Genomic DNA, 23,423 nt, shown 5'->3' with positions numbered 1-23,423 from the left:
TAGGGGCGTCGCCAAGTGGTAAGGCAGCGGGTTTTGATCTCGCCATCCGTTGGTTCGAATCCAGCCGCCCCTGCCAATTTCAAGTTTAAAAGACAGAACAACACTTTGCATCTTCTTGTTAATTTACCTTGACATGAACACGCAAAAATATTAAAGTTCTGCCGCATTAGGGGCGTCGCCAAGTGGTAAGGCAGCGGGTTTTGATCTCGCCATCCGTTGGTTCGAATCCAGCCGCCCCTGCCATCTAATTTCAAACATACCAACCGCCAAGGGTGCTTCATGCCCAATCTTGTCGTTTTTAGTGGAACTGCTCATCCACAATTCGCTCAAAAAGTCGTAAGCCATTTGCACATTCCTTTAGGTGCTGCTTCAGTTTCTACCTTCTCTGATGGTGAGATTGCTGTTGAAATCACTGAAAATGTTCGTGGTAAAGACGTATTTATCGTACAACCTACTTGTGCGCCAACTAATGATAACCTCATGGAAATCTTAGTGATGGCAGATGCCTTACGTCGTGCAAGTGCTGGTCGTATAACGGCTGTCATTCCTTACTTCGGTTATGCACGTCAAGACCGTCGTCCTCGTTCATCACGTGTTCCAATCACTGCAAAAGTTGTCGCAGATATGCTGACCACTGTAGGGATTGACCGTGTTGTAATGATCGACTTGCATGCAGACCAAATCCAAGGTTTCTTCGATATCCCTGTTGACAACATTTACGGTACGCCTGCATTACTTGCAGACTTACGCCAACAGTCTCATGACAACCTTATGGTTGTTTCTCCAGACGTTGGTGGTGTAGTTCGTGCTCGTGCTGTTGCAAAACAAATGGGCGATATTGATCTTGCGATTATCGATAAACGTCGTCAAAAAGCGAATGAATCACAAGTGATGCATTTGATTGGTGATGTAAAAGGTCGTGACTGTGTCATTGTTGATGACATGGTAGATACAGCAGGCACTTTATGTAAAGCTGCTGATGCACTAAAAACCTTTGGTGCTCGTCGTGTAGTTGCCTATGCAACTCACCCTGTACTTTCAGGCAAAGCTATTGAGAATTTGAAAAACTCTGTCATCGATGAACTCGTTGTTACAGATACAATTCCGCTTTCTGAAGAAGCACAACAGCTTGGTAAGATTCGCCAAGTTTCAGTTGCCAGCATGGTTGCTGAAACAATTCGTCGTATTAATAACGAAGAATCTATTAGCGCAATGTTCGATAGTTATCTATAATACAGCGCTGAAATTCCAAAGCCCTGCCCAGTGCAGGGCTTTGTCTCACTAGATCGGTCGCAGATCTAGTTTATTTAAACTTAAATTAAGGATGTCTATCATGGCAAACTTCGTATTCAATGCACAAGCACGTGAAGCAGCTAACCAAGGGAAAGGTGCGAGCCGCCGCCTTCGTCACGCTGCGCAAGTTCCAGCTATCATCTACGGTGGTAACGCTGAACCTGTAGCTGTTACTTTAGAACTTCGTGAGCTTGTTAAAGCTTTAGAAAACAATGCATTCTTTGAAGAAGTTGTTGAAATCAAAGTTGGCGACAAAGTTGAAAACGTTAAAATCCAAGCGTTACAACGTCACCCAGCTAAAAACACACCTATGCACGCTGACTTCAAACGCGCATAAGTGTTAATGGTGTAAATTAGTGGCTAATATATCGCTAATTGTTGGTTTGGGTAATCCTGGAAAGGAATATGCCCAAACCCGCCATAATGCAGGCTTCTGGTTTGTAGAACGCATTGCAGAAAAATATGGCATTACATTAAAAGCCGACCCTAAATTCTTTGGAATAAGTGGTCGTGGTAATATCGAAGGTCAAGACGTTCGTCTGCTTTTACCTACAACCTTTATGAACCTTTCAGGCAAAAGTGTTGTTCCCTTCTGCAAATTTTATCAAGTTGCGCCTGAAGCAATGTTAATTGCCCATGATGAACTTGATATGAACCCTGGTGTTATTCGCCTTAAAACGGGCGGTGGTCATGGTGGTCATAATGGACTGCGTGACATTGTTCCACATCTTGGTCCAAATTTTCACCGTTTGCGTATTGGTATTGGTCATCCTGGTTCTAAAGAACGTGTCTCTGGACATGTGCTTAGCAAAGCGCCAAGCAGTGAACAAGGTTTAATGGATGACGCCATCGACCATGCACTATCACGGCTCAAGTTACTCGTGAATGGTGATATCCAACAAGCAATGAATCAAATCAATGCTTATAAACCCAACTGAATTTATTTGAATTGTTGAACAATCTTTCTTGCCATGCTGTTCATTTCAGAGCAAAATGCGTTTTTTGCCCATTACTGAAGCAGTAAGAAGCGGATTAATTCAAACAAAAGATAACGGTCTTAGGTCCACTCAGGAGACGCTCACCATGCTATCTCGTTTACTTAAATGCAAAATTCACCGCGCTGTAGTTACCCATGCTGAACTTCATTACGAAGGTTCATGTGCAATTGATGGTGTGTTAATGGATTTGGCGGGTATTCGCGAATACGAAGAAATCCATGTTTGGAACGTAACTAATGGTAAACGTTTCGCGACTTATGCGATTCGTGGTGAAGACAATTCAGGCATTATTTCTGTGAATGGTGGTGCTGCTCACCAAGCGGATGTTGGTGATCTTGTGATCATTGCAACTTTCGGCGCCTTTACCGAAGCTGAAGCCAATGCACACAAACCACGTTTGGTCTATGCTAACCCAGACAACACAGTCAACCACACTGCAAACTGTATTCCTGTACAAGTGGCTTAAGATATAGAAAAAAGCTCGCATAATGCGGGCTTTTTTATTGCTGTAAAATTACCAAGTTCTCTCCCCCTTCCTTCAATTAATTGTCTTAGCAGTTTCACTGCAAACCTTCTCAGAAATAATGATGACGCTAAGGTTAGATGAAATATCACATTTTATATAAACCAGACTATAATAGAGCCACATCGCTTCAGGGCGGGGTGTAATTCCCCACCGGTGGTAATTTCAGCACAATATTTAAAGTACTGATTTAGCCCACGAGCATGTAGCCTTAAAACTGCATGCAGATTTGGTTCAATGCCAAAGCCGACGGTATAGTCCGGATGAAAGAAGACGACGTCATCAACACCCTTCTTATTGCCTAAAGAACAGTAAGATGGTTTTGCTACGAGCCTATTTTCACATGTCCTGAAATGTTCAACCGTATTTTCAACTTACGCGAGCGTTTCAATGTCTAGTTTAATTCAACCCCAAATTTTCTTTTCAGCCCTTCCTCCAGCTGAACAACGTATCCAGCAAGCTTTAGCTGATATTCGCCAAGGTAAACCTGTTTTGGTAATGGATGATTTTGATCGTGAAAATGAAGCCGATTTAATCATTGCAACAGAAACATTAACCGTTGAAACCATGGCACGAATGATTCGTGATGGTTCTGGTATTGTTTGTCTTTGCATCAGCAACGAACTCGCAGACCATTTAGAACTACCACCTATGGTGAGTGATAACTCTAGCCAATTTAAAACGGCCTTTACCGTGACTATTGAGGCTGCTCAAGGGGTAACAACTGGGGTTTCAGCGCAAGACCGTGTAACCACTATTCAAGCGGCTACCCGTACAGGTGCAGTTGCCAGCGATTTAAACCGTCCAGGTCATGTGTTCCCATTACGCGCGCGTGATGGAGGTGTACTTAGCCGTCGTGGGCATACTGAAGGTACAATTGACCTTGCCCGTTTGGCAGGACTTAAACCTTCTGGTGTTTTATGTGAATTGACCAATCCAGATGGTAGTATGGCTTCTGGTATTCAAGTTTTGGCGTATGCAGAAACACACCAGCTTACTGTTATTACTATTGAAGAACTAGTGCAATATCGCTTAGCTCATCATGTATAAATTGCCGAGTCCCAGTCTTCATGCTGGGACTTTTTGCCTGATTCAGAATCGTGTTCAAAACAATGTGGCATAAATACCATAAAGCGCAACAACTATTAAAATTACACCGCAACAAGCCAACAAATGCTGATACATCTTAGAGCGTGAAAAGCGATTAAACATTAAATACACACAAGAGAGTGTTGCAAAATCAAGTGCAATCCAACTCACGGTCAGAATACCCAAACTCAAATTCAAATTTGGCGTAATCTGTATAAATTGAGGGAAGAAAGAAGCAAAGAAAATAATATCTTTAGGATTTGAAATGGCCACAAGGAAACCCTGCTTAAATCCACCATTTGCAACATTGCCCGAAGCACTCTCTGTGCCAACGTCGCCCTGCCAAACTTCTCTTAAAATCTGGACACCCAAATAAACAATATACAGGCAGCCTAAAACCTTAACGACATTAAACCATTGCTCACTAATCGTGAGAAAACCTTTTAGAATCGCAATCGAAGCAGCAATCAGCACGAGAGAAGCCAAATTAGTACCAAAAATGGTCTGTAAAGCCCTACGGTAGCCCCCTTTTAAACCTGCACTGGCGACCAATAGCATGACTGGACCAGGTGTAGCGATCATAATCACAACGGCAAAACAATATAAAAAATATTCAATATAATTCACAAGTCATTACTTTCTTTTATACACATTAAAATAAAGTGCGCGTTTTAATCTTCTTCGTCACCACGTAATAAGCTATGACTAATTCCATCAGCACGTAAAAATGCCAGATCATAACTTGCTGTTGCCAATGCCAATACACGACGTTCAAATTCTTGCCACAAGCCTTTCACTTGCCGTTCAGTAATACCCAAACCACTTTCTGGAGTGAAATTTTTGTTTTTTTCACAAATTTTCAAGGCGTGATATAACTTACGTCCTTTTGAAGCTTCTGGTCGTAAACGTACACGCTTGGACAAAACAAAACCTTCTACGTGGCGTAAATCTGCCAAAGGCAACATAGGAACTAAAATCTGATCAAGTTGAGCATCTAATCGAACCCAAACTGCATTTTGCTGTGCTGCTGAATATGTATTCCACTTAATCACTTCATGATTAAAACGACGACATCCCCGACAAACTGCATCACCAAAGACCGTAGAACAACGCCCTGCACATGGCGTGAGTGAAGCGATCCGACGATCATTACTCAAAATAAACTCCTAAAATCAGCAAGATACTATCGTAAAAATGATATTCAAAGTTTTTAACATCTATTAAAAACCGCTCAAGCATAATACCTTTTCTAAGCGTATTAAAAAACCATAATTCTTAATGGGTTTTCTCGCTTATTCTCACAAATCGCGCTAAAATACGCGCCTTAAATTTATCCTTCGTTTATATTTGGAGTACTCCATGAACGCTACTGTAGAACAGCTTGCACCTGTAGAACAGCAAGCGACCTCTGGTTGGGTGGTTGCCGCACTTTATCAATTCAAAGAAGTTCAAGATTCTGCTGATTTACAACAGCGTCTTTTAGACTTGGTAAATTCTATCAACCTCTGTGGTACTCTCATTGTTGCAGACGAAGGAATTAACGGTACCGTTGCAGGTGACCGTGCGGCAATTGATGCTGTTCATCAATTTCTTTTAAATGAAGGCTTCAACGCAATGGAATATAAAGAGTCGACCAGCTCTGAAAAGCCATTCCGTAAAATGAAAATCAAACTCAAAAAAGAAATTGTCACTCTGGGCGTAGAAGTTAAGCCCCGTGATTTAGTTGGTCACTACCTAGATCCTAAAGAATGGAACGAACTGATTGCACGTGATGACGTGATTTTAATCGATACTCGTAATGATTACGAATATAAAGCGGGTACTTTTAAAGGTGCGATTGATCCTCAAACTGAAACTTTCCGTGAATTTCCAGAATACGTAAAGAAAAACCTTGAACAGCATAAAGACAAGAAAATTGCGATGTTCTGTACAGGCGGTATTCGTTGTGAAAAATCTACTTCTTTGCTTTTACAAGAAGGCTTTGAAGAGGTGTATCACCTGAAAGGTGGTATTTTAAAATATTTGGAAGAAACCCCAGCTGAAGAAAGCATGTGGGAAGGCGAATGTTTTGTATTTGACGGTCGTACAGCAGTGACTCACGGTGTTGAAGAAGGTCAAAATATTAAATGTCATGCATGTGGTTGGCCATTATTACCGACTGAGGTTGAAGAGCCAAGTTATGAACATGGTGTATCTTGCAAATATTGCGTAGATAAAACTACGGATAAGCAGAAAGATGGTTTCCGTATGCGTCAATCTCAAATTGCAGCGGCAAAACGTAAACGCCTTTAATCATTATTGAAATTCCCCAAAGCCTCCTCTTGTGGAGGCTTTTTTTATACTCCGAATAAGACAAATAAATACAAAACAATGCTTTACCGCTGTTTCAAATCCTACTAGGATAAATTGTCTTCACTTTCATAAATGTATATGAACCTGACAGAATGGGTTATCTCCGTTATGGAGCAACTTGGCTATCTCGGTATTGCTCTGCTGATGTTTTTGGACAATGTGTTCCCCCCTGTACCATCTGAAATTATTATGCCTTCTGCTGGCTATACCGCCTCACAGGGTGAGCTACGACTCATTGGTGTGATTATTGCGGGTTGTATTGGCTCTCTAGTAGCCGCAGCAGTTCTATATTGGATTGGTTATAAATTTAATCATGCAACCATCTTTCGTTTCGTTGACCGATATGGCAAATATTTCTTTGTTAAATCAACCGATGTTAAAACTGCCCTAGACTGGTTCGAACATTATGGACACCGCATCGTCTTTTTTGGTCGTATGGTTCCTGCTGTTCGCTCGCTTATTAGTATTCCTGCTGGCATGAGTCGGATGCCATTCTGGAAATTCATGTTCTACAGCAGCTTAGGCACCATTATTTGGACCAGTTTCTTAGCCTGCGTAGGTTTCTATTTTGGTGAGAACCAAGCTCTGATGCATCAAATTTTTAGCCAAGTAGGCTATGTAATGCTTAGTCTTGCATTGTTAACCATTTCATGGATTTTATATCGCCGATATCGAAGAAAAAAACAACATTTTAAAGACTAAATTGATTTAATTTAAGGGTTTACATGAAGCATTATTTAAAACATTTTGCTGCAATTTATAGTATCGCTTTAGTGATTCTTGTAGCTATTCTGATTTTTGGTTTACATTTAGGCGGAATCACTCTAATTCCAGCTTTGATTGCTTCCGCCTTATTAAGCGCAAGCCATTTTGTCAAAAAAGAACAACGCCTGCCCAGCAGTGATGAAAAAATTCAATTGGTTTGGGGCTGTAGTGCGATTGCTATTATCATCGCGAGTTTCTTTGTATTTTTCTTGGTACTAATGAACCCCAATGCAGAGCAAATTTTAAAAACTGCCGATGAAGCAGGTCTAGGTATTTCAGCACTCATCATGCTGTGCTTAATCGCTGTACATGGCATCATTTTCCATTTTGCCTATGGTTGGTATGCAAGTTTTATCGCAAGAAAATGGCAACTAATGTAACGCTCTATTCGTATCAAGCTCAAAATGAATAAGATGACCTTCAACGTATAATAAGTGTAAAAAAAGCACCTGACGGTGCTTTTTTTAAGGTGATAGAATTAATTTGGGGTGTGATACATCAAATATAATTCGTTCAAATTGTCTGGAATTTCTTCAGCCAATTCATCCATCAATTGACCATTGCGACGGAATGATTCCATTTGCGGATCTTCTTCGTCGATACCACTGAACACCATAATTGGTAAAGTTAAATCAACCAATTGTTCTTCGTATTCTGGTGCGAACCATGCTTCTTCATTTAGGAACATCGCATCGACAAAGCCAACACTCCAGTCCCCTAAGCTTGACTCTACGTCAGCTTCTTCAATTTCAAAAGGAAATTCAATTCCTTCCTCATTCGCCAAATTTTGACGAATACTGTCTAGCCAAGATTTAACTTGTGCAATAATCTCAGCAGGAACTTTTTTCTGATTACCTTCAAAAAGCTCATCTAACCAGCGATCAAATTGCGGACCAACAGCAATTGCACATAAAAAACCATGAGTCGCTGCGAAATCTAGACCATGCTCATTTTGGTCACCATCTAGATATTCACTCAATAGGTCTAAATCTAAAGCACTCATTTTATATCCAAGCTTAAAATTGTAAGACGTAGCATAACATTTTCAACACGCGATTCTCATCGTGAGTTTTAATCATCCTCATCATCGAAATCGTCGTCATCGTCTATATCATAATCAAAGTCTTTTAACTCGCGCTCTAAACGGCGTTGTGCGAGTAGGTCATCAATTAATCGACGTTTTTCCAGCGACTCTTTTGCGCTAATCTTGCCTGATGCCTCGTCAAAATTGACGTCATCATCACCGTAGTTATCATCTAATTCAAAATCTGTTGAAGACACTCAAACTACCTCAGAATAAAAATATAATGGGTCTAGGCGCTATTTATCGTTCTTCCGAAACCTTGTCAAGTTTTATTTAAATTTATTGCATTTAATTGGAGTTTTAGCCTTTCTTTTTAACCAGTTTTTATGGCATGATATAATCCACCCTGCGTCTTTTAGTTTTTTAACATTAAATTCAAAATAAATTTTGATTCTACGTTTTGAATTTTGAACTGACAAGCGCAAGGGATGAACTTGAAAATAACAATTTCACCCCCATCTTTATCCTTAAATTTATATTGAATATTTTATCAGGCGGCTTTATTGGCTGATTATTCCTGATGAGATAGATTGCAGTTTATAGATAATTTTATGAAGCAAACTGAGCTATCCAGCACGGTTTTTCACAGTCACAGATTCAACCAAGAGTGAGCAAAGATGAGCGATATGACTTCCCCTACTTCGCAAGTAGCGGCTCTGATTAGCCGAGGCAAAGAACAAGGTTACTTAACTTATGCCGAGGTTAACGATCATCTCCCAGACTCGATTACTGAAAGCGAACAGATTGAAGACATTATTCAGATGCTTCAAGACGTTGGTATTCCTGTACACGAACGTGCACCCGAATCTGACGATACAATGTTCGAAGACAATGCAGAAGCTGCCGATGAAGTTGCAGAAGAAGAAGCTGCTGCCGTTCTTGCCTCTGTAGAAAACGAACCTGGTCGTACCACTGACCCTGTACGTATGTATATGCGTGAAATGGGTACGGTTGAGCTTTTAACCCGTGAGGGTGAAATTAGCATCGCGAAACGTATCGAAGAAGGTATTCGTGATGTTCTGCATTCTATTGCTTATTGGCCAAATGCAGTTGAAGTCGTTTTACAAGAATATAATGATTTTCTAGAAGGCGAACGTCGCCTTGCTGATATTTTATCAGGCTATTTAGATCCTGAAACCGATGATGACATTCCAGAAGTCTTAGAAGATGAAGCTGAAGAAATTGAAGATGAAGAAGAGGCTTCAACCAAGTCAACTAAAGACGTAAAATTGGATGACGATGACGAAGATGAAGAGTCTGAAGGTGATGATGATTCTGAAGGTGATTCAGGTCCAGATCCTGAAGTTGCGAAAGTGCGCTTTGCAGAACTTTCAAATGCTTGGGAACAAACCAAAACAGTAATTGCTAAACATGGTCGTAATAGTGACGAAGCTAAAGCTGCACTTGAAGCCCTTGCAACCGTATTCATGATGTTCAAATTTACTCCGCGTCTATTTGATATCATTTCAGAAATGATTCGTGGTACACATGACCAAATTCGCACCTCTGAACGTGAAGTGATGCGCTATGCAGTTCGTCGTGGTCGTATGGATCGTACTCAATTCCGTACATCATTCCCAGGTCAAGAATCTAACTTTGCTTGGTTAGATGAACAAATTGCCAAAGCCCCTGCTGAACATAAAGCTCATTTGGAAAAAGTTCGTCCTGATGTGCTTGCTTTCCAACAAAAAATTGCCGATATCGAAAAAGATTTGGGCTTGAATGTTAAAGACATTAAAGACATTTCTAAACGAATGGCAGTTGGTGAAGCGAAAGCACGTCGTGCGAAAAAGGAAATGGTTGAGGCCAACCTTCGTTTGGTTATTTCGATTGCCAAAAAATATACCAACCGTGGCTTACAATTCTTGGACTTGATTCAAGAAGGTAACATCGGCTTGATGAAAGCAGTAGATAAGTTTGAATACCGCCGTGGTTATAAATTCTCGACCTATGCAACGTGGTGGATTCGTCAGGCGATTACTCGTTCGATTGCAGACCAAGCACGTACCATCCGTATCCCTGTACACATGATCGAGACCATCAACAAGATCAATCGTGTATCTCGTCAGCTTCTTCAAGAAATGGGGCGTGAGCCTACACCTGAAGAACTCGGCGAACGCTTGGAAATGGACGAAGTTAAAGTTCGTAAAGTCCTCAAAATTGCCAAAGAACCGATTTCTATGGAAACGCCAATTGGTGATGATGAAGATTCGCATTTAGGAGACTTTATTGAAGACAGCAACATCACCTCTCCAGTCGATGCTGCAACTTCAGAAGGTCTTAAAGAAGCAACCCGTGAAGTACTTGAAAACTTGACTGAACGTGAAGCGAAAGTCTTGAAAATGCGTTTTGGTATTGATATGCCAACCGACCATACTTTGGAAGAAGTGGGCAAACAGTTTGATGTAACACGTGAACGTATTCGTCAGATTGAAGCTAAAGCACTTCGTAAGTTACGTCATCCTTCTCGTTCTGAACATTTACGTTCATTCCTAGAAAACGACTAATTTGTAAAGATCCGATGGAGGCTTGAAATTTTATCGCTTGTCTCCATTATGTATTTAAGAGCAACACCTAACGCCTGCACTCTCGCAGGCGTTTGAAATAAGGGGGACTGACGCTCATGACTATGTTAGACCGCACACCATCTCGTGAATTACAAGAACATCTTTGGGTGTTCCCAATGGACTACCCGATTAAACTCATTGGTCTTGCTGGCACTGAGTTACGTGTTGCTGTAGTTGAAATTTTAGTAAAACATTTCCCTGAATTTGATGGTGAATCGATCCAAGTACAACCATCACGGACAGGTAAATATCACTCTCTCACTGCGCAACTACGCTTTGAAGAGCTAGAACAAGTCCATCAGTTATATGCAGATCTTGCGGCTTGCCCGTTAATTAAAACTGCACTATAAGTACTCAAAAAAAACACGCGAATTGCGTGTTTTTTTATATCAATTTTTATTCCATTTTAGATATATCTCCCTATCCGACTCCGCTCAGCTTATAATTTAGTTCACATTCAAATCTTGTTAAGGATGCTGTCGACGTGACTGATGCTGTACTCAAACCGACTTTAATCATTCGTCAATTTACTCAGCTTACCCCTTATGCCGATCGCTTTCAGGACATGAAACAATTGACCGAACAGCGCGATGCTGAAACGCCTGACGAACTATGGTTATTACAACATCCCGATGTACTCACTCAAGGGCAAGCAGGCAAACCAGAACACATTTTAATTCCTTCAAACATTCCTGTAGTACAAACAGATCGAGGGGGACAAGTGACATGGCATGGCCCGGGTCAATTGGTGGCTTACTTCATGTTCGATTTAAATCGTCTTGGTTGGAATGTGCGAACGCTGGTGTCGTATGCAGAAAACTTGATGATTGAGTTGTTGAAAAAATACGGGATTGAAGCCTATGCCAAACCCGATGCACCTGGCGTGTATGTAAATGAACGTAAAATTGGCTCTTTGGGGTTTAAAATTCGTCGTGGGCGCAGTTATCACGGACTAGCACTCAATATTAATTGTGATTTGGCCGGTTTTCACACCATTAATCCATGTGGTTATGCAGGCTTAGAAATGGTACGCATTCATGACTTAATTCAACAAAATCCACCAAGTTTTGAAAACTTATGCGTCGATATCATTGAAACTTTAGAAAACAGCGGGTACTTTAATAAAGTTCAAATTGTTCAACAATAAGCACTTTACTTTACGTAGTAAAATAAATTAGAGTATTTACTCTAAATAAAATAAAAGACTCTAAAACTAAGGGATAAGCAAGTGATTTTAAAAAAATCAGTAAAACCTGCTTTACAGCTCGCCTATGTCAAACTCATGATGGATGTGATTGGCAGAGGATTGGTTATGGCAAGTCAGGTGGATGATGAAGTTCGGCAGGAAGTTGCAAAATTCCCTGCAAATTTCGTATTGTCCATGAAAGTATTCCCGCATGGTCCCGCTTTTATTGCCAAAGTCACCGATGATCATCAATTGTTATTATTGAATGACACTGAGCAAAAACCAGACCTCACCATTACCTTCAAGCATCTCAGTCATGCATTTTTAGTCTTTTCTTTTCAGGAAAGTACCGCTCAAGCATTTGCCAATGACCGAATGATTGCCGATGGCGATTTATCTTATGCCATTCGTTTAGTTCGTTGCTTGAATAAAATGGAAGCGTTGATTTTACCAAAATTACTGGCTGAACTTGCAGTGAAACAATACCCACACGAACTTAGCCTAAAAGAAAAGTTGACTGGTGCAGCCAATATTTATCTTAAAGTGGCTCAATCATATTTCAAACGGAGTGCATAACATGGCAAAGCCTTATTATGAATTTTTCTGCCCAGTTAAAGTTATTGCAGGTAATGCTGCGTTAGAGCATATTCCTTTTGAACTTGCGACTTTAGGCGCCAAACGCCCTATGATCATTACCGACAAAGGCGTGCGTGGTAACAAATTATTAGCCCCTATTGAAGCTGCTTTTGAATCGACCGATGCAGTGATTGGCTGTATTTTTGATGATGTACCCCCAGATTCAAGTTTAGATACTGTGCGTCGTGCCGCTGCTTTATATCGTGAAAATCAATGTGATGCGATTATTGCCGTTGGTGGTGGCTCTGTGATTGATACATCGAAAGCCACTAATATTTTAGTCAGTGAAGGCGGTGATGATTTACTGCAATATTCAGGTGCACACAACTTACCTAAGCCTTTAAAACCTTTCTTTGTAATTCCAACCACATCAGGCACAGGTTCTGAAGTGACCATGGTTGCAGTTGTATCCGACACAGCCAAGAATGTAAAAATGGCATTTGCTTCATACTACCTTATGCCGCATGCTGCAATTCTTGATCCACGCATGACGCTTACTTTGCCACCGCATTTAACTGCGATGACGGCAATGGATGCACTTACTCATGCAATTGAGGCCTACACGTGCATGGCAGCCAACCCGATCAGTGATGCTTATGCAACGGCTGCGATTAAGAAAATTAGCACTAATTTATTTAATGTTTTAGATAACCTTAATGATTCACAAGGTCGTTTAGAACTGGCGCAAGCATCTACAATGGCAGGCATTGCTTTCTCTAATTCTATGGTCGGTCTGGTTCATTCTTTAGGCCATGCGCTCGGTGCTGTTGCTCACCTCCCCCACGGCCTATGCATGAATCTATTCTTGCCTTATGTACTCGAATACAACAAAGAAGTGAATGGCGACAAAATCGCAGATCTACTCCTTCCTCTTACAGGAGCAGATATTTATGCACAAACCCCAGCACATTTACGTGCGGATAAAGCCATCACGACCATTCAAGCCATGCGTGACCGCTTGTTCAGCCTGACCAAACTACCAAGAACGCTACAAGAAACGGGTAAAGTCACCGAAGCTCAATTAGATGAAGTGGCTGAAAAAGCCTTAAACGATGGTTCCATCATCTATAATCCCAAAGAAGCATCCTTTGAAGATTTAAGATCTATCCTTCAAAAAGCATGGTAGAAATTCAATAAATAAAAAGCCTGATGTTCTAACATCGGGCTTTTTTATAAATGACACATGAGTCATCTAATTTTTACCTATTTGGCAGAGAATTTGCTAAAAATTCTACAAAATTACTGACAAGTGACATCAATTTAGGATAGATTGGCGCACTTTATTTTATTCGTAGGGGGGATCGTTCGTCTCAAACGATCCTTATAAACATGACTGATCCTTGATCAACGATTAAGAGGATAACGCCGTTGACAAATAACTCTGGGACTCAATCGGCAGCTAAACTGCAAAAAACGCTTGGATTTTGGCACATCGTCATTATTGGCTTAGCATATATTCAGCCAATGACCTTGTTTGATACTTTCGGGTTAGTATCTGAAGAAAGCCATTATCATGTTCCGACCTCTTATATTATTGCCTTGGTTGCAATTCTATTTACTTCAGTAAGTTACGGGCACATGATCCGTCGCTACCCTTCTTCTGGTTCTGCCTATACCTACGCCCAAAAATCTATTCATCCTAATGTCGGTTTTATGGTGGGTTGGTCATCTTGGTTAGACTATTTATTATCGCCAATGGTGAATATCGTTCTGGCGGTGATTTATTTAGAAGCGTTATTTCCAGATGTGAATCATTGGGTTTGGGTTGTGGGTCTTACTGCACTGATGACAGGGGTAAACTTACGTGGTGCGCGTTTTGTTGCCAACTTTAACAGTCTGATTGTTTTCGTTCAGTTGGGTGTAATTGCATACTTTACATGGATGGTGTATCAATTACTGGCTGGTGGCGTGAATGCAGATGGCACTTTGGTTAATGCTAAATATCAGCTCTGGAGCCTTGAACCATTTTGGAACGAGATGACCACTGTTGGTGCATTAATTACAGGTGCAACTTTACTCTGCTTCTCTTTCACAGGATTTGACTCTTTAAGTTCTTTAGCAGAAGAAACCAAAGATACTGAAAAAACGCTACCTAAAGCTATTTTCATGACGGCATTATTTGCAGGTGTGATTTTCATCATCAGCACTTATTTCATGCAAATTTACTTCCCGAATGATCCTAAAACTTACTTTGAAGATGTCGCAGCAACTCAGCCAGATATCTTACAGGCTGTGGGCGGTGTAGCCTTCAAAACAGCCGTATTGTATTTTGCAATTGTGACGGTTATGGCATCAGGTATTTCTGCACATGCGGGCGTATCACGCTTAATGTATGTGATGGGTCGTGATGGCGTCATCAATAAAAAAGTATTTGGTCATATCAGCCCAAGAACATATACCCCATCTTACAATATTTTGATTGTCGGTTTAGTTGCTTTAACAGCGGGCTTTATGGACCTTGATATTGTAATTTCAATGATTAGTTTTGGTGCTTTAACAGCATTTACTTTTGTGAATTTATCGGTGATTTCACGTTATGCACTACGTGATGGCCGTACAAAATCTGCCAAAGAAATTATTAATTTTGTGGTTATTCCAATGCTAGGTTTCTTAAGTATTTTTGCCATGTGGCTTGAAATTGAAGAAACTGCTTTGAAATATGGTTTGTGGTGGGCAATGTTTGGGATCTTATACTTAGGTTATAAAACCAAAGGGTTCAAACAACCCGCTCCGCAACATAATGAATTTGATGATCATCATCATTAATTCTCGTAAAAAAAGACGCTTGATGCGTCTTTTTTTTATGTTGGTTTATGCCAAAAACTTGTTAGTAATCTTGGCAATACGCTGTGCATAAGCTTTAGCAGTTTTGAGGTCGCCTACAGGAATTTCATCAACACTCGCATCTGAAGGTGTTTGGACCAATAAGCCAACCGAACCACCTAAATTATTTACATCTTCACGGGTTGCTGATTTACTATTTGCAGGCAATAAGCCCAAACTCACCCAAATTCCGCCATGCTGAGAAGCAAGAGTTTGTAACTGAATTAACGTGACCTGTTTATCACCATTTAAACTAGCACTATTGGTAAATCCACCAAAAATTTTGTCTTGCCATTCACTCGTGAACCATTTTTTCGATGTTGCATCAGCAAACTTTTTAAATTGCCAAGGGGCAGTTCCCATATAGGTAGGTGCACCAAACACAATCGCATCTGATTGATCAAGTGTCGCCCAATCCTGTTCCTGAATATCACCATTTGCATCAATTTCAATTAAATTTGCTGAAATTTCCTGAGCAAAGGTTTGTGCAATCACTTTGGTATGACCATAACCAGAAAAATAAACCACAGAAATATTAGACATCTTGTTTTCCTCTATTTAAATCAAATATTTTTAAACTTTAATACACTCATGCAATCACATGACTTTTTGCTAAATCTGATCAGGTTTGAGTTTGACATAACTTGCCACGACGTCACTCAAGCCTTGTTTTAAACTTTGGGTTCTCTCCCCCACCAGAACTTCATAAGCATTTTGTTGAATCCCTTCAAAAATCTGTTCTGCAACAAACTCAGGGCTAAACTTAGTAAGAGGTAATGATCGGGTTAAATCTGTATCAATAAATCCAACATGAACACCCATCACCTGAATATGAAACTGAGATAACCATTGACGACATGAGTTGGTATAAGACCATGCTGCAGCTTTAGAAATTGCATAACCCGTTAATGAGGTACTCGGCTCCCAAGAGACATCCGATAAAATATTCACCACATAACCCTGTTGTTTCTGCTGCAAAAAAGGCGAAAATATTTGTGTAACCCGCATCATGCCAAACAAATTGGTTTCTAAAATTTTATGGGTTGTATCAATAATATTCGCATCTACTGGATGCGTATTTAACAGTGCAATGCCTGCATTATTGACCAATATATTCGTATCAGCACAGGTTTGCGCTGCACGCTGGATCGATTGCTCATCATTCACATCAAGTTGCACAGGAATTAAACCTTCTTCTTGAAACCCTACTACTTGACGCATGGCAACATATACTTTTTTTGCGCCTTGTTTACGTGCTTGACGAGCAATTGCCAAACCCAATCCACGATTAGCACCTGTAACAAAAACAACAGCATCTGTAACTTTCATTGCTAAACCCATCGCAAAAATGATTGGTGATCGCAATACAGCCCATATGGATAACAGTAGCGCAATCTTGATTCATTCATGATACACTTTTGAAACCTAGTATCAATTAGTTACCACAAGGTAACTGGTGTAAAAATTGATATTAAAGTGCCAAAATGCAATCAATGAGGTTGATAAGTTATGAATAAGCCACTGAAATTTAATATTTTTCATCCTGATTGTCCTGCACGACTTTTTTTTGAAAAATTTGCAGATAAATGGATTTTATTAATTGTATATACGCTAGATCAGGAATCTCAGCATTTCAATGAATTGAAAAAGAATATTCTAGGGATTTCACCTAAAGTACTCTCACAAAAATTAAAAATATTAGAACGTGATGGATTTTTAACGCGTACTATTCATGAAGACAATGTCATTCGTGTTGAATATGCACTGACTGAAATAGGCAAAGATTTTGTGCAAAATGCCTATTTAATGAAAGATTGGGTCGAAGCCAATATGGGGAAAGTCTTAAAATCAAGACAGGGTTTTGATCAGCGCCAAGAACAAGCAGAGTCGGTTTAAATCGACTCTGCTATTTTTGTTACTTTATTATTCTGCTAGTTGCTTAAAACCTTGCTGACGCCATGCTTCATAGACAATTACCGCAGTGGCATTAGATAAATTCAAACTGCGAGAATTGGCTGCCATTGGTAAACGAATCCAATGTTGCTGTGGAAACATTAAACGCACATGTTCAGGTAAACCACGTGTTTCTGGTCCCATTAATAATGCAACTGGTCGATTCAAATCAGAAGTATGTGGTGTTTCAGTTCCTTTAGTCGTTAAAGGATAGATAGCATCTTTATCCACACCTTGTGCCGCCAGAAATTCAAGACATTGTTCAATATTGTCCCAAATTTGCATGCGTGCCCATTCATGATAATCCAAACCAGCACGCTTTAATTTTTTATCATCCAACTCAAAACCTAAAGGTTTGACCAAATGTAGCTGCGCTCCAGTATTGGCACATAAACGAATGATATTTCCTGTATTGGCAGGAATTTCAGGCTCGTATAAAACAACATGGATCACAACATTTCTCAACTTAATAATTTTGCCTTATCTTCGATGAGCAGTTCATATCAGAACAATTCAATCTTAGATAAATAGCAGATGGAATGAAACAATGGCAATCGTGTTACTGCCATTTCAATTGTTCACGTAAACTCACCACTTCACCAATGATGGTTAAAGTCGGTGCTTGAATATGATGTTCGCTCACTTTACTCGCGATATCCGCCAAAGTACCAACAACCACTTTTTGCTCTGGTGTTGTACCTTTAGAAATCAAGGCAACAGGCATATTGGGACGTTGTCCATGTGCAATCAGTTGTTGGCAAGTATTTTCTAAGCCGACCAAGCCCATATACAACACCAAAGTTTGATTTTCATAGACCAGCTCATCCCAAGGTAACTCAGGCGAACCTTCTTTGAGATGCCCTGTTAAGAAACGAACACTTTGCGCATAATCACGATGCGTCAGTGGAATACCTGCATAAGCTGAACAGCCTGATGCCGCAGTAATCCCTGGCACCACTTGGAAGGTAATGCCTGCATCAAACAACTCTTGAATTTCTTCGCCACCGCGACCAAAAATAAATGGATCACCACCTTTTAGCCGACAAACACGTTTGCCTTGACTCGCATATTTGACCAATAATGCATTAATACCTTCTTGGGGTACTGAATGATTAGAGCGCGCTTTGCCTACATATATTTTTTCTGCATCACGACGACATAAATCCATAATTGGCTGTGATACCAAACGGTCATAAATGACTACATCTGCTTGTTGCATTAGGCGTAATGCTTTTAAAGTCAAGAGTTCAGGATCACCAGGTCCAGCACCAACCAAATAGACTTCCCCTTTCGGAGTTTTCCATTCTTGTAATGCCTGTTGAATTAGTTGATCGGCTTCAGCCTCATTGCCATTAAACACCTGCTCTTTGAGTGGACTTGCATACAAATCTTCCCAAAAAATGCGACGCTCATCAGGATTAGTAATTTTTTGCTTTACTGTCGTACGCCATTTACCCGAAAACTCCGCCAGTTTACCCATCCCATGCGGAATTAAGGTTTCTAACTGCGTCCGAATTTGGCGAGATAAAACGGGAGATGTGCCATTGCTTGCCACAGAAATAATCAAAGGTGAACGATCAATAATGGCAGGAACCATAAAGCGACAATGTGGAGGGTCATCTACACTATTAACAAGAACCTTTTCCGCTTCACAGACTTCAAACACCTGTTGATTGACAGCGCGATCATTGGTCGCTGCAATCACAAGGCGATAATCACGTACATTCACCTGTGTTTTAAAAGCAGCAACAATATACTGACCTTGGGTCTGTTGTACCAAAGTCAGTAAATCTGGTTCAATTTCAGGCGCAATTACATGCAGAATTGCGCCTGCTTTGGCCAATAAAACCGCTTTGCGGTAAGCGATACGCCCACCGCCGACAATCAGACAAGGTTGCTGTTGCAGCTTTAAAGAGATTGGAAATATCTCCACGGAATACCTCTAATATTTACATCTGATCATCTAAAGCAATTTTCGTGCACAAATGTACACCCATCGAATAATTAATTAATCGATGTATTCAGCACCACCCATATATGGACGCAATACTGCTGGAATTTCAATCGATCCATCAGCACGTTGATAGTTTTCCATCACTGCCAATAAAGTACGTCCTACCGCCAATCCAGAACCGTTCAAAGTATGTACAAATTCTGTCTTTTTCTGATCGGCACGGTAACGAGCTTTCATACGACGGGCTTGGAAATCCCACATATTTGAGCACGAAGAAATTTCACGATAAGTATTTTGGCTTGGTACCCAAACTTCAAGATCGTAAGTTTTTGCTGCACCAAAGCCCATATCTCCGCCACATAACGTGATTTTACGGTAAGGTAAGCCTAACGCTTGCAAAATACCTTCTGCATGACCTGTTAATTCTTCTAAGGCTTGCATAGAATCTTCTGGTTTTACAATTTGCACCATCTCAACTTTGTCAAATTGGTGCTGACGAATTAAACCACGCGTATCACGACCATAAGAACCAGCTTCGCTACGGAAACATGGCGTGTGCGCTGCATATTTTAATGGCAAACGATCAGCATCAATAATTTCATCACGGACAAAGTTGGTGACTGGCACTTCAGCCGTTGGAATTAAGTAGTATTCTTTTTCACCCTGTAATTTGAATAAATCTTCTTCAAATTTAGGAAGTTGTCCAGTACCACGTAAAGAATCAGCATTTACTAAATATGGCACATAGGCTTCAGTATAACCATTTTTCAAGGTATGCGTATCGAGCATAAATTGAGTTAAAGCACGCTGTAAACGTGCTAAAGGTCCTTTGAGGACGCTAAAACGAGAACCCGTTAATTTAGTAGCAGTTTCAAACTCCAAACCACCCATCCATTCGCCAAGGTCAGTGTGATCTTTAATCTCAAAGTCAAAGCTACGTGGTGTGCCCCATGTATACACTTCAACATTATCACTCTCGTCTTTACCTTCTGGCACAGACTCATGTGGCATATTCGGAATTGAAAGAAGTTTTGCTTCAAGTTCCGCTTGTAATTCAGCTAAAGCAACCTCAGCAGCTTTAATTTCATCACCAATAGCACCCATACGTGCCATGATTTCCGATGCATCGCCACCAGATTTTTTAATTTGACCAACTTGTTTTGCGCCCGCATTACGCTCAGCTTGTAACGCTTCAGTTTTGGATTGTAAATCTTTACGGCGAGCTTCTAATGATGCCCACTCTGCTACATCCAATTGAATGCCACGTTTTGCCAAGGCTAAATTTACAGCCTCAATATTTGTTCTGATTAATTTCGGGTCGATCATAGCCAGTCTTTACTAAAGAAAAAAACTGGCTATAGTGTAAGCTGTTCATGCCAAAAAATACAGTCAGCAACGTTCTAGCATCACCACATTCAGGCAATAATCCATCAATTAGACTTATTCATGCATTTTTTAATGCTCAGGATATTGCGGCAAACTTGGTAAATATTCAGGGCGTACAAATTTTTTCAATGTGTAGTACGGCAATGTCAACTCACTCATGCCTTCAGCATAAGAGGCGAGCTCATAAAGTGGATACACAAATACCAAACCATTTGCACCATAATAAAAATTATCACTAAGTTGTAGTTTAGCCTTTTCTATATTGTGTTCTTGCAACCAATTTTGATTATTGTCATATAGCGCATCTAAAACTTGGGCATCAACACCTTTAATTAAAACGTCTTGTAGTGCTAAACGCTTTTTCTTGCTCAGATCAAAATTTACGAATTCCTGATGGTACATGCCATGTGCCGCGCCTGCTGAATAGCTATAACTCTGCATGGCAAAAGTTGCGAAATTATCGTTTTGCCCCACATAACGCACATAAGTCGAACTTTGATTTAAACCTGGCTGTGTCCCTTCCTCAATACGTACTTTCTGGTTAGGTTGATCTGAAAATGCTATTGGATCAGCTTTTTTAATCCGATCCATAAAATACTGATCAATCCATTTAAAATTGGTTGCAACCGTTTGAATATCGTATTGCGTACATCCTTCCGTTTCGCACGCTTCAGGTTTAGCCAATTTCACAGGGACAACTTTTGCCTGAATTGCAGGAATGACTTGCGTAGCCGATGCTTCCGTGGCTGTAGTTTTAGCTTCCACAGATTTCTGTGAGGCTTCTTTCGGCTGACAACCTGTAAATAAAACCACTGAACACAACAGCGGTAAAACTAAATTTCGTTGTTTTAATTGGTAAGTATTCATAAATAAACCTTATATTCAGTATCCTCAAGCGTTGTATTTCACTATACAAACTCTAACTTTAAGATGAAATTACAAAATGTAGCCCGACGTATTGACTACTTATTCGAATGAATATTTCAATCGGGATCATTTATTGAATTATTAATGTAAAAAATGCAGCACTTAGGCTGCATTTTTATCAATCGTCATTTGATATAGGTTTTCAGATTTATTGATCAATAATATCTGTACCCTTTGGCGGAGTAAAATTAAAAGTCGATGCTGGAATTGCCGCATTCACCTTAACATTATTAAATTTTACATAAGTCGTTTGACCCAATGAGTCTTGTAAAATCATCAAATTCGGAGCTTTGTTACCACCAAAACTGATGGTTAAACTTTGGAAAGCACCATCATCACTCTTTGGATAAAGGGTGTAATAGGTTTTACCTTTATTCGGTTGAGTCACGCGGTAAGACTTCATAATCTGGTTGGTATTACCCGATAATAACAACGCTGGCGTATTTGCAACTTGCTCATCTAGACTTTGACGAACTGCCTGTTGTAAATCTGGGTCATAAATCCATACCGTTTTACCTGAAGTTACGATAGTTTGTTTTGCAGGTGTGGTCGTCTCCCAATAGAATTTACCTGGGCGTGCAACTTTCATCGTCCCTTTAAAAGTTTGGTTCATATGTTGCGCAGCTAAGCCTTTTTTTTGCGCCTTGTTAGCACCACTTGAGGCCTTTGTTGTCTGCTCAAAATTAGCCGATAAACTTTGAATACCACTTAACTGCTTGACCAAGTTTGCAGTTGCTTGTTGCTCCGATGCTGCTACAGGTGCTGCAAAAACAGTAGTACTGATCATCGGTGCTAATGTCACTGCACCCAATGCTACAGCACACATGGTTTTACGAAGCATGTTCATGTCATCACCTTTTTTATTTGCTATTTCGCAATCTATTGAAAGCCCCATATTAAACCAAATCCAGTGGCTAATAATTGAGAAAATAAGAAGATTTGTATAAATATTAATGTTTAATGTAGTGCCACATCCATCATGATGAAGAGCTTGTTTTTAGCTCATATGCAAAAAAGCCCCTGAAGTTCAGGAGCTTTTCTGCTTGAGCTACTAAGATCAATTCACACTTATTTCCATTGGTAGCCTACAGAAGCACCGCCACCAAAGTCACCTTGGCTATTACCTGTTAACGCAACTTTATAGACATATTTATTATTTTCAGTCACACCACTTACACCAAAGGCATAACCTTGCTCACCTTCCCAGAACCCAATACCACCGCTTACCATACTCATACCAGCTTCAGTCGGTTGCGGTAAAGATGCGATTGCGATACTAGAAGCTACAGCAGCATATGTCCGATCTTCCAAATCCCGTAAGTCTCGATTCAATGCATTCACTCGACTATCAGTATAAGCTTTTGCATCATTCAACGTTTGCTGACCAACTTGGTTTATATAAGTTTTGGCTTGATTCAATATGGTGGTATCCGCAGCAGCCATTTCCTCTGGAGTAATGCCATTTGTACCATCAGCTCCATTTGCACCTTTCAGACTTGCCAACCATTGGGTAATAGTTCCAGCATAACCATTGTTTACTGCTAACTGATAAGCACTAATACCATTGGCTCCTGTAGTACCATTGGCTCCTTTCAGGCTTGCCAACCACTCAACCACCGTACCATCAAAACCATTTTCCACAGCTTGTTGATAAGCATTTAATCCTTGCTCACCGATTGCACCTGTCGCACCAGTGACGCCTTGAATGCCTTGTAAACCTTGAATACCCTGTTCACCCTGAGCACCTGTGGCTCCCGTTGCACCAGTAGCGCCTGTTGCTCCCGTTGCACCAGTAGCACCTGTTGCACCAGTGACGCCTTGAATGCCTTGTAAACCTTGCAGACCCTGTTCACCCTGAGCACCTGTAGCTCCCGTTGCACCTGTAGC

General features: G+C 40.4%; 27 protein-coding genes, 2 tRNA genes and 1 riboswitch. Of the genes, 17 read left to right on the top strand and 12 right to left on the bottom strand.

All coding sequences use genetic code 11. The annotated features are described in order from the left end of the window. Position 1 precedes the first annotated feature (1 nt). From I593_RS01380 to ribB, 7 genes are all read left to right on the top strand, one after another. Positions 2–76: transfer RNA gene (locus I593_RS01380), tRNA-Gln, on the top strand. A 92-nt stretch (positions 77–168) separates the two neighbouring features. Continuing rightward, positions 169–243 (top strand) — tRNA-Gln (locus I593_RS01375). Positions 244–279: 36 nt separating this feature from the next. After that, positions 280–1,233 carry a ribose-phosphate pyrophosphokinase gene (locus I593_RS01370; protein WP_016165799.1) on the top strand — a complete coding sequence of 318 codons (954 nt, stop codon included), beginning with the start codon at positions 280–282 and terminating at the stop codon, positions 1,231–1,233. A gap of 100 nt (positions 1,234–1,333) precedes the next feature. Continuing rightward, positions 1,334–1,630, top strand: a complete 297-nt coding sequence (gene rplY, locus I593_RS01365) for a 50S ribosomal protein L25 (RefSeq protein WP_016165798.1) — start codon at positions 1,334–1,336, stop codon at positions 1,628–1,630. A 19-nt stretch (positions 1,631–1,649) separates the two neighbouring features. After that, complete coding sequence (pth, locus tag I593_RS01360) at positions 1,650–2,231, top strand: aminoacyl-tRNA hydrolase (RefSeq protein ID WP_016165797.1); 582 nt, start codon at positions 1,650–1,652, stop codon at positions 2,229–2,231. 145 nt (positions 2,232–2,376) lie between these two features. Further along, positions 2,377–2,757, top strand: a complete 381-nt coding sequence (panD, locus tag I593_RS01355; protein ID WP_016165796.1) for an aspartate 1-decarboxylase — start codon at positions 2,377–2,379, stop codon at positions 2,755–2,757. Between the two features lie 180 nt (positions 2,758–2,937). After that, positions 2,938–3,093: riboswitch (FMN riboswitch) on the top strand. 111 nt (positions 3,094–3,204) lie between these two features. Next, positions 3,205–3,864, top strand: a complete 660-nt coding sequence (gene ribB / locus I593_RS01350; protein WP_016165795.1) for a 3,4-dihydroxy-2-butanone-4-phosphate synthase — start codon at positions 3,205–3,207, stop codon at positions 3,862–3,864. Between the two features lie 54 nt (positions 3,865–3,918). Here the strand turns inward: ribB and I593_RS01345 are convergent, their stop codons facing one another. After that, positions 3,919–4,530, bottom strand: coding sequence for a LysE family translocator (locus I593_RS01345; protein ID WP_016165794.1), 612 nt, complete (start codon positions 4,528–4,530; stop codon positions 3,919–3,921). Between the two features lie 44 nt (positions 4,531–4,574). Then, positions 4,575–5,060: a DUF1289 domain-containing protein gene (locus I593_RS01340; RefSeq protein WP_016165793.1), complete on the bottom strand. Its 486-nt coding sequence runs from the start codon at positions 5,058–5,060 to the stop codon at positions 4,575–4,577. Positions 5,061–5,262: 202 nt separating this feature from the next. Here I593_RS01340 and trhO point away from each other — a divergent pair, with 202 nt between their 5' ends. From trhO to I593_RS01325, 3 genes are all read left to right on the top strand, one after another. Beyond that, the gene (trhO, locus tag I593_RS01335) at positions 5,263–6,195 is read left to right on the top strand and encodes an oxygen-dependent tRNA uridine(34) hydroxylase TrhO (RefSeq protein ID WP_016165792.1); all 933 of its coding nucleotides are present in this window, start codon (positions 5,263–5,265) and stop codon (positions 6,193–6,195) included. 138 nt (positions 6,196–6,333) lie between these two features. After that, positions 6,334–6,957: a DedA family protein gene (locus I593_RS01330; RefSeq protein WP_026441309.1), complete on the top strand. Its 624-nt coding sequence runs from the start codon at positions 6,334–6,336 to the stop codon at positions 6,955–6,957. Positions 6,958–6,980: 23 nt separating this feature from the next. Beyond that, positions 6,981–7,400: an ABZJ_00895 family protein gene (locus I593_RS01325; protein WP_016165790.1), complete on the top strand. Its 420-nt coding sequence runs from the start codon at positions 6,981–6,983 to the stop codon at positions 7,398–7,400. Positions 7,401–7,498: 98 nt separating this feature from the next. On the opposite strand, the gene I593_RS01320 is transcribed toward I593_RS01325, so the two are convergent. Beyond that, complete coding sequence (locus I593_RS01320) at positions 7,499–8,023, bottom strand: YecA/YgfB family protein (RefSeq protein ID WP_016165789.1); 525 nt, start codon at positions 8,021–8,023, stop codon at positions 7,499–7,501. Positions 8,024–8,091: 68 nt separating this feature from the next. Beyond that, positions 8,092–8,301, bottom strand: coding sequence for a PA3496 family putative envelope integrity protein (locus I593_RS01315; protein WP_016165788.1), 210 nt, complete (start codon positions 8,299–8,301; stop codon positions 8,092–8,094). A gap of 420 nt (positions 8,302–8,721) precedes the next feature. Here I593_RS01315 and rpoD point away from each other — a divergent pair, with 420 nt between their 5' ends. The 6 genes from rpoD to I593_RS01285 all read left to right on the top strand — a co-directional run bounded on the left by rpoD (position 8,722) and on the right by I593_RS01285 (position 15,259). Beyond that, complete coding sequence (gene rpoD, locus I593_RS01310) at positions 8,722–10,611, top strand: RNA polymerase sigma factor RpoD (RefSeq protein ID WP_016165787.1); 1,890 nt, start codon at positions 8,722–8,724, stop codon at positions 10,609–10,611. A gap of 122 nt (positions 10,612–10,733) precedes the next feature. Then, positions 10,734–11,021 carry a YbeD family protein gene (locus I593_RS01305; RefSeq protein WP_026441310.1) on the top strand — a complete coding sequence of 96 codons (288 nt, stop codon included), beginning with the start codon at positions 10,734–10,736 and terminating at the stop codon, positions 11,019–11,021. A 134-nt stretch (positions 11,022–11,155) separates the two neighbouring features. Then, positions 11,156–11,818, top strand: a complete 663-nt coding sequence (lipB, locus tag I593_RS01300; protein ID WP_016165785.1) for a lipoyl(octanoyl) transferase LipB — start codon at positions 11,156–11,158, stop codon at positions 11,816–11,818. An 81-nt stretch (positions 11,819–11,899) separates the two neighbouring features. Then, positions 11,900–12,433, top strand: coding sequence for a hypothetical protein (locus I593_RS01295; protein WP_016165784.1), 534 nt, complete (start codon positions 11,900–11,902; stop codon positions 12,431–12,433). A 1-nt stretch (position 12,434) separates the two neighbouring features. After that, a complete protein-coding gene (locus I593_RS01290) occupies positions 12,435–13,619 on the top strand; it encodes an iron-containing alcohol dehydrogenase (RefSeq protein ID WP_016165783.1) in 1,185 nt (394 codons plus the stop codon). 242 nt (positions 13,620–13,861) lie between these two features. Next, complete coding sequence (locus tag I593_RS01285) at positions 13,862–15,259, top strand: APC family permease (RefSeq protein WP_016165782.1); 1,398 nt, start codon at positions 13,862–13,864, stop codon at positions 15,257–15,259. Between the two features lie 45 nt (positions 15,260–15,304). Here the strand turns inward: I593_RS01285 and I593_RS01280 are convergent, their stop codons facing one another. Both I593_RS01280 and I593_RS01275 read right to left on the bottom strand, forming a co-directional pair. After that, on the bottom strand, positions 15,305–15,859 hold the full coding sequence (locus tag I593_RS01280; RefSeq protein ID WP_016165781.1) for a flavodoxin family protein: 555 nt from the start codon (positions 15,857–15,859) through the stop codon (positions 15,305–15,307). 69 nt (positions 15,860–15,928) lie between these two features. After that, entirely contained in the window at positions 15,929–16,645 is a 717-nt protein-coding gene (locus I593_RS01275; protein ID WP_026441311.1) for an SDR family NAD(P)-dependent oxidoreductase, read from the bottom strand. A 180-nt stretch (positions 16,646–16,825) separates the two neighbouring features. Between I593_RS01275 and I593_RS01270 the strand changes: the two genes are divergently transcribed. Next, positions 16,826–17,212: a winged helix-turn-helix transcriptional regulator gene (locus I593_RS01270; RefSeq protein ID WP_016165779.1), complete on the top strand. Its 387-nt coding sequence runs from the start codon at positions 16,826–16,828 to the stop codon at positions 17,210–17,212. 27 nt (positions 17,213–17,239) lie between these two features. Here I593_RS01270 and I593_RS01265 read toward each other — a convergent pair whose 3' ends face one another. The 6 genes from I593_RS01265 to I593_RS01240 form a co-directional block, all read right to left on the bottom strand. Then, positions 17,240–17,722, bottom strand: coding sequence for a tRNA (cytidine(34)-2'-O)-methyltransferase (locus I593_RS01265; protein WP_016165778.1), 483 nt, complete (start codon positions 17,720–17,722; stop codon positions 17,240–17,242). A gap of 106 nt (positions 17,723–17,828) precedes the next feature. Then, positions 17,829–19,202 carry a siroheme synthase CysG gene (gene cysG / locus I593_RS01260; protein ID WP_016165777.1) on the bottom strand — a complete coding sequence of 458 codons (1,374 nt, stop codon included), beginning with the start codon at positions 19,200–19,202 and terminating at the stop codon, positions 17,829–17,831. 75 nt (positions 19,203–19,277) lie between these two features. Further along, a complete protein-coding gene (gene serS, locus I593_RS01255) occupies positions 19,278–20,549 on the bottom strand; it encodes a serine--tRNA ligase (RefSeq protein WP_016165776.1) in 1,272 nt (423 codons plus the stop codon). 129 nt (positions 20,550–20,678) lie between these two features. Next, the gene (locus I593_RS01250; protein WP_016165775.1) at positions 20,679–21,476 is read right to left on the bottom strand and encodes an RsiV family protein; all 798 of its coding nucleotides are present in this window, start codon (positions 21,474–21,476) and stop codon (positions 20,679–20,681) included. A 208-nt stretch (positions 21,477–21,684) separates the two neighbouring features. Next, positions 21,685–22,383 carry an outer membrane lipoprotein periplasmic chaperone LolA gene (gene lolA / locus I593_RS01245; protein ID WP_026441312.1) on the bottom strand — a complete coding sequence of 233 codons (699 nt, stop codon included), beginning with the start codon at positions 22,381–22,383 and terminating at the stop codon, positions 21,685–21,687. Positions 22,384–22,604: 221 nt separating this feature from the next. Continuing rightward, entirely contained in the window at positions 22,605–23,360 is a 756-nt protein-coding gene (locus I593_RS01240) for a YadA C-terminal domain-containing protein (protein WP_409360587.1), read from the bottom strand. Positions 23,361–23,423: the final 63 nt, after the last annotated feature.

Origin of the sequence: Acinetobacter tandoii DSM 14970 = CIP 107469 (assembly GCF_000400735.1) — a bacterium.
Lineage (GTDB): Bacteria > Pseudomonadota > Gammaproteobacteria > Pseudomonadales > Moraxellaceae > Acinetobacter > Acinetobacter tandoii.
The sequence above is the reverse complement of the archived record's forward strand: the minus strand, read 5'-3'. Positions and strand labels throughout refer to the sequence as shown.

Excerpts from the sequence above, each read along its gene's own strand:
- trhO (WP_016165792.1), top strand. The coding sequence starts at position 5,263 with ATGAACGCTACTGTAGAACAGCTTGCACCTGTAGAACAGCAAGCGACC.
- I593_RS01330 (WP_026441309.1), top strand. The coding sequence starts at position 6,334 with ATGAACCTGACAGAATGGGTTATCTCCGTTATGGAGCAACTTGGCTAT.
- I593_RS01280 (WP_016165781.1), bottom strand. The coding sequence starts at position 15,859 with ATGTCTAATATTTCTGTGGTTTATTTTTCTGGTTATGGTCATACCAAA.
- rplY (WP_016165798.1), top strand. The coding sequence starts at position 1,334 with ATGGCAAACTTCGTATTCAATGCACAAGCACGTGAAGCAGCTAACCAA.
- panD (WP_016165796.1), top strand. The coding sequence starts at position 2,377 with ATGCTATCTCGTTTACTTAAATGCAAAATTCACCGCGCTGTAGTTACC.
- I593_RS01250 (WP_016165775.1), bottom strand. The coding sequence starts at position 21,476 with ATGAATACTTACCAATTAAAACAACGAAATTTAGTTTTACCGCTGTTG.
- I593_RS01270 (WP_016165779.1), top strand. The coding sequence starts at position 16,826 with ATGAATAAGCCACTGAAATTTAATATTTTTCATCCTGATTGTCCTGCA.
- I593_RS01320 (WP_016165789.1), bottom strand. The coding sequence starts at position 8,023 with ATGAGTGCTTTAGATTTAGACCTATTGAGTGAATATCTAGATGGTGAC.
- I593_RS01370 (WP_016165799.1), top strand. The coding sequence starts at position 280 with ATGCCCAATCTTGTCGTTTTTAGTGGAACTGCTCATCCACAATTCGCT.
- lolA (WP_026441312.1), bottom strand. The coding sequence starts at position 22,383 with ATGAACATGCTTCGTAAAACCATGTGTGCTGTAGCATTGGGTGCAGTG.
- rpoD (WP_016165787.1), top strand. The coding sequence starts at position 8,722 with ATGAGCGATATGACTTCCCCTACTTCGCAAGTAGCGGCTCTGATTAGC.
- ribB (WP_016165795.1), top strand. The coding sequence starts at position 3,205 with ATGTCTAGTTTAATTCAACCCCAAATTTTCTTTTCAGCCCTTCCTCCA.
- serS (WP_016165776.1), bottom strand. The coding sequence starts at position 20,549 with ATGATCGACCCGAAATTAATCAGAACAAATATTGAGGCTGTAAATTTA.
- I593_RS01290 (WP_016165783.1), top strand. The coding sequence starts at position 12,435 with ATGGCAAAGCCTTATTATGAATTTTTCTGCCCAGTTAAAGTTATTGCA.
- I593_RS01325 (WP_016165790.1), top strand. The coding sequence starts at position 6,981 with ATGAAGCATTATTTAAAACATTTTGCTGCAATTTATAGTATCGCTTTA.
- I593_RS01275 (WP_026441311.1), bottom strand. The coding sequence starts at position 16,645 with ATGAAAGTTACAGATGCTGTTGTTTTTGTTACAGGTGCTAATCGTGGA.
- I593_RS01305 (WP_026441310.1), top strand. The coding sequence starts at position 10,734 with ATGTTAGACCGCACACCATCTCGTGAATTACAAGAACATCTTTGGGTG.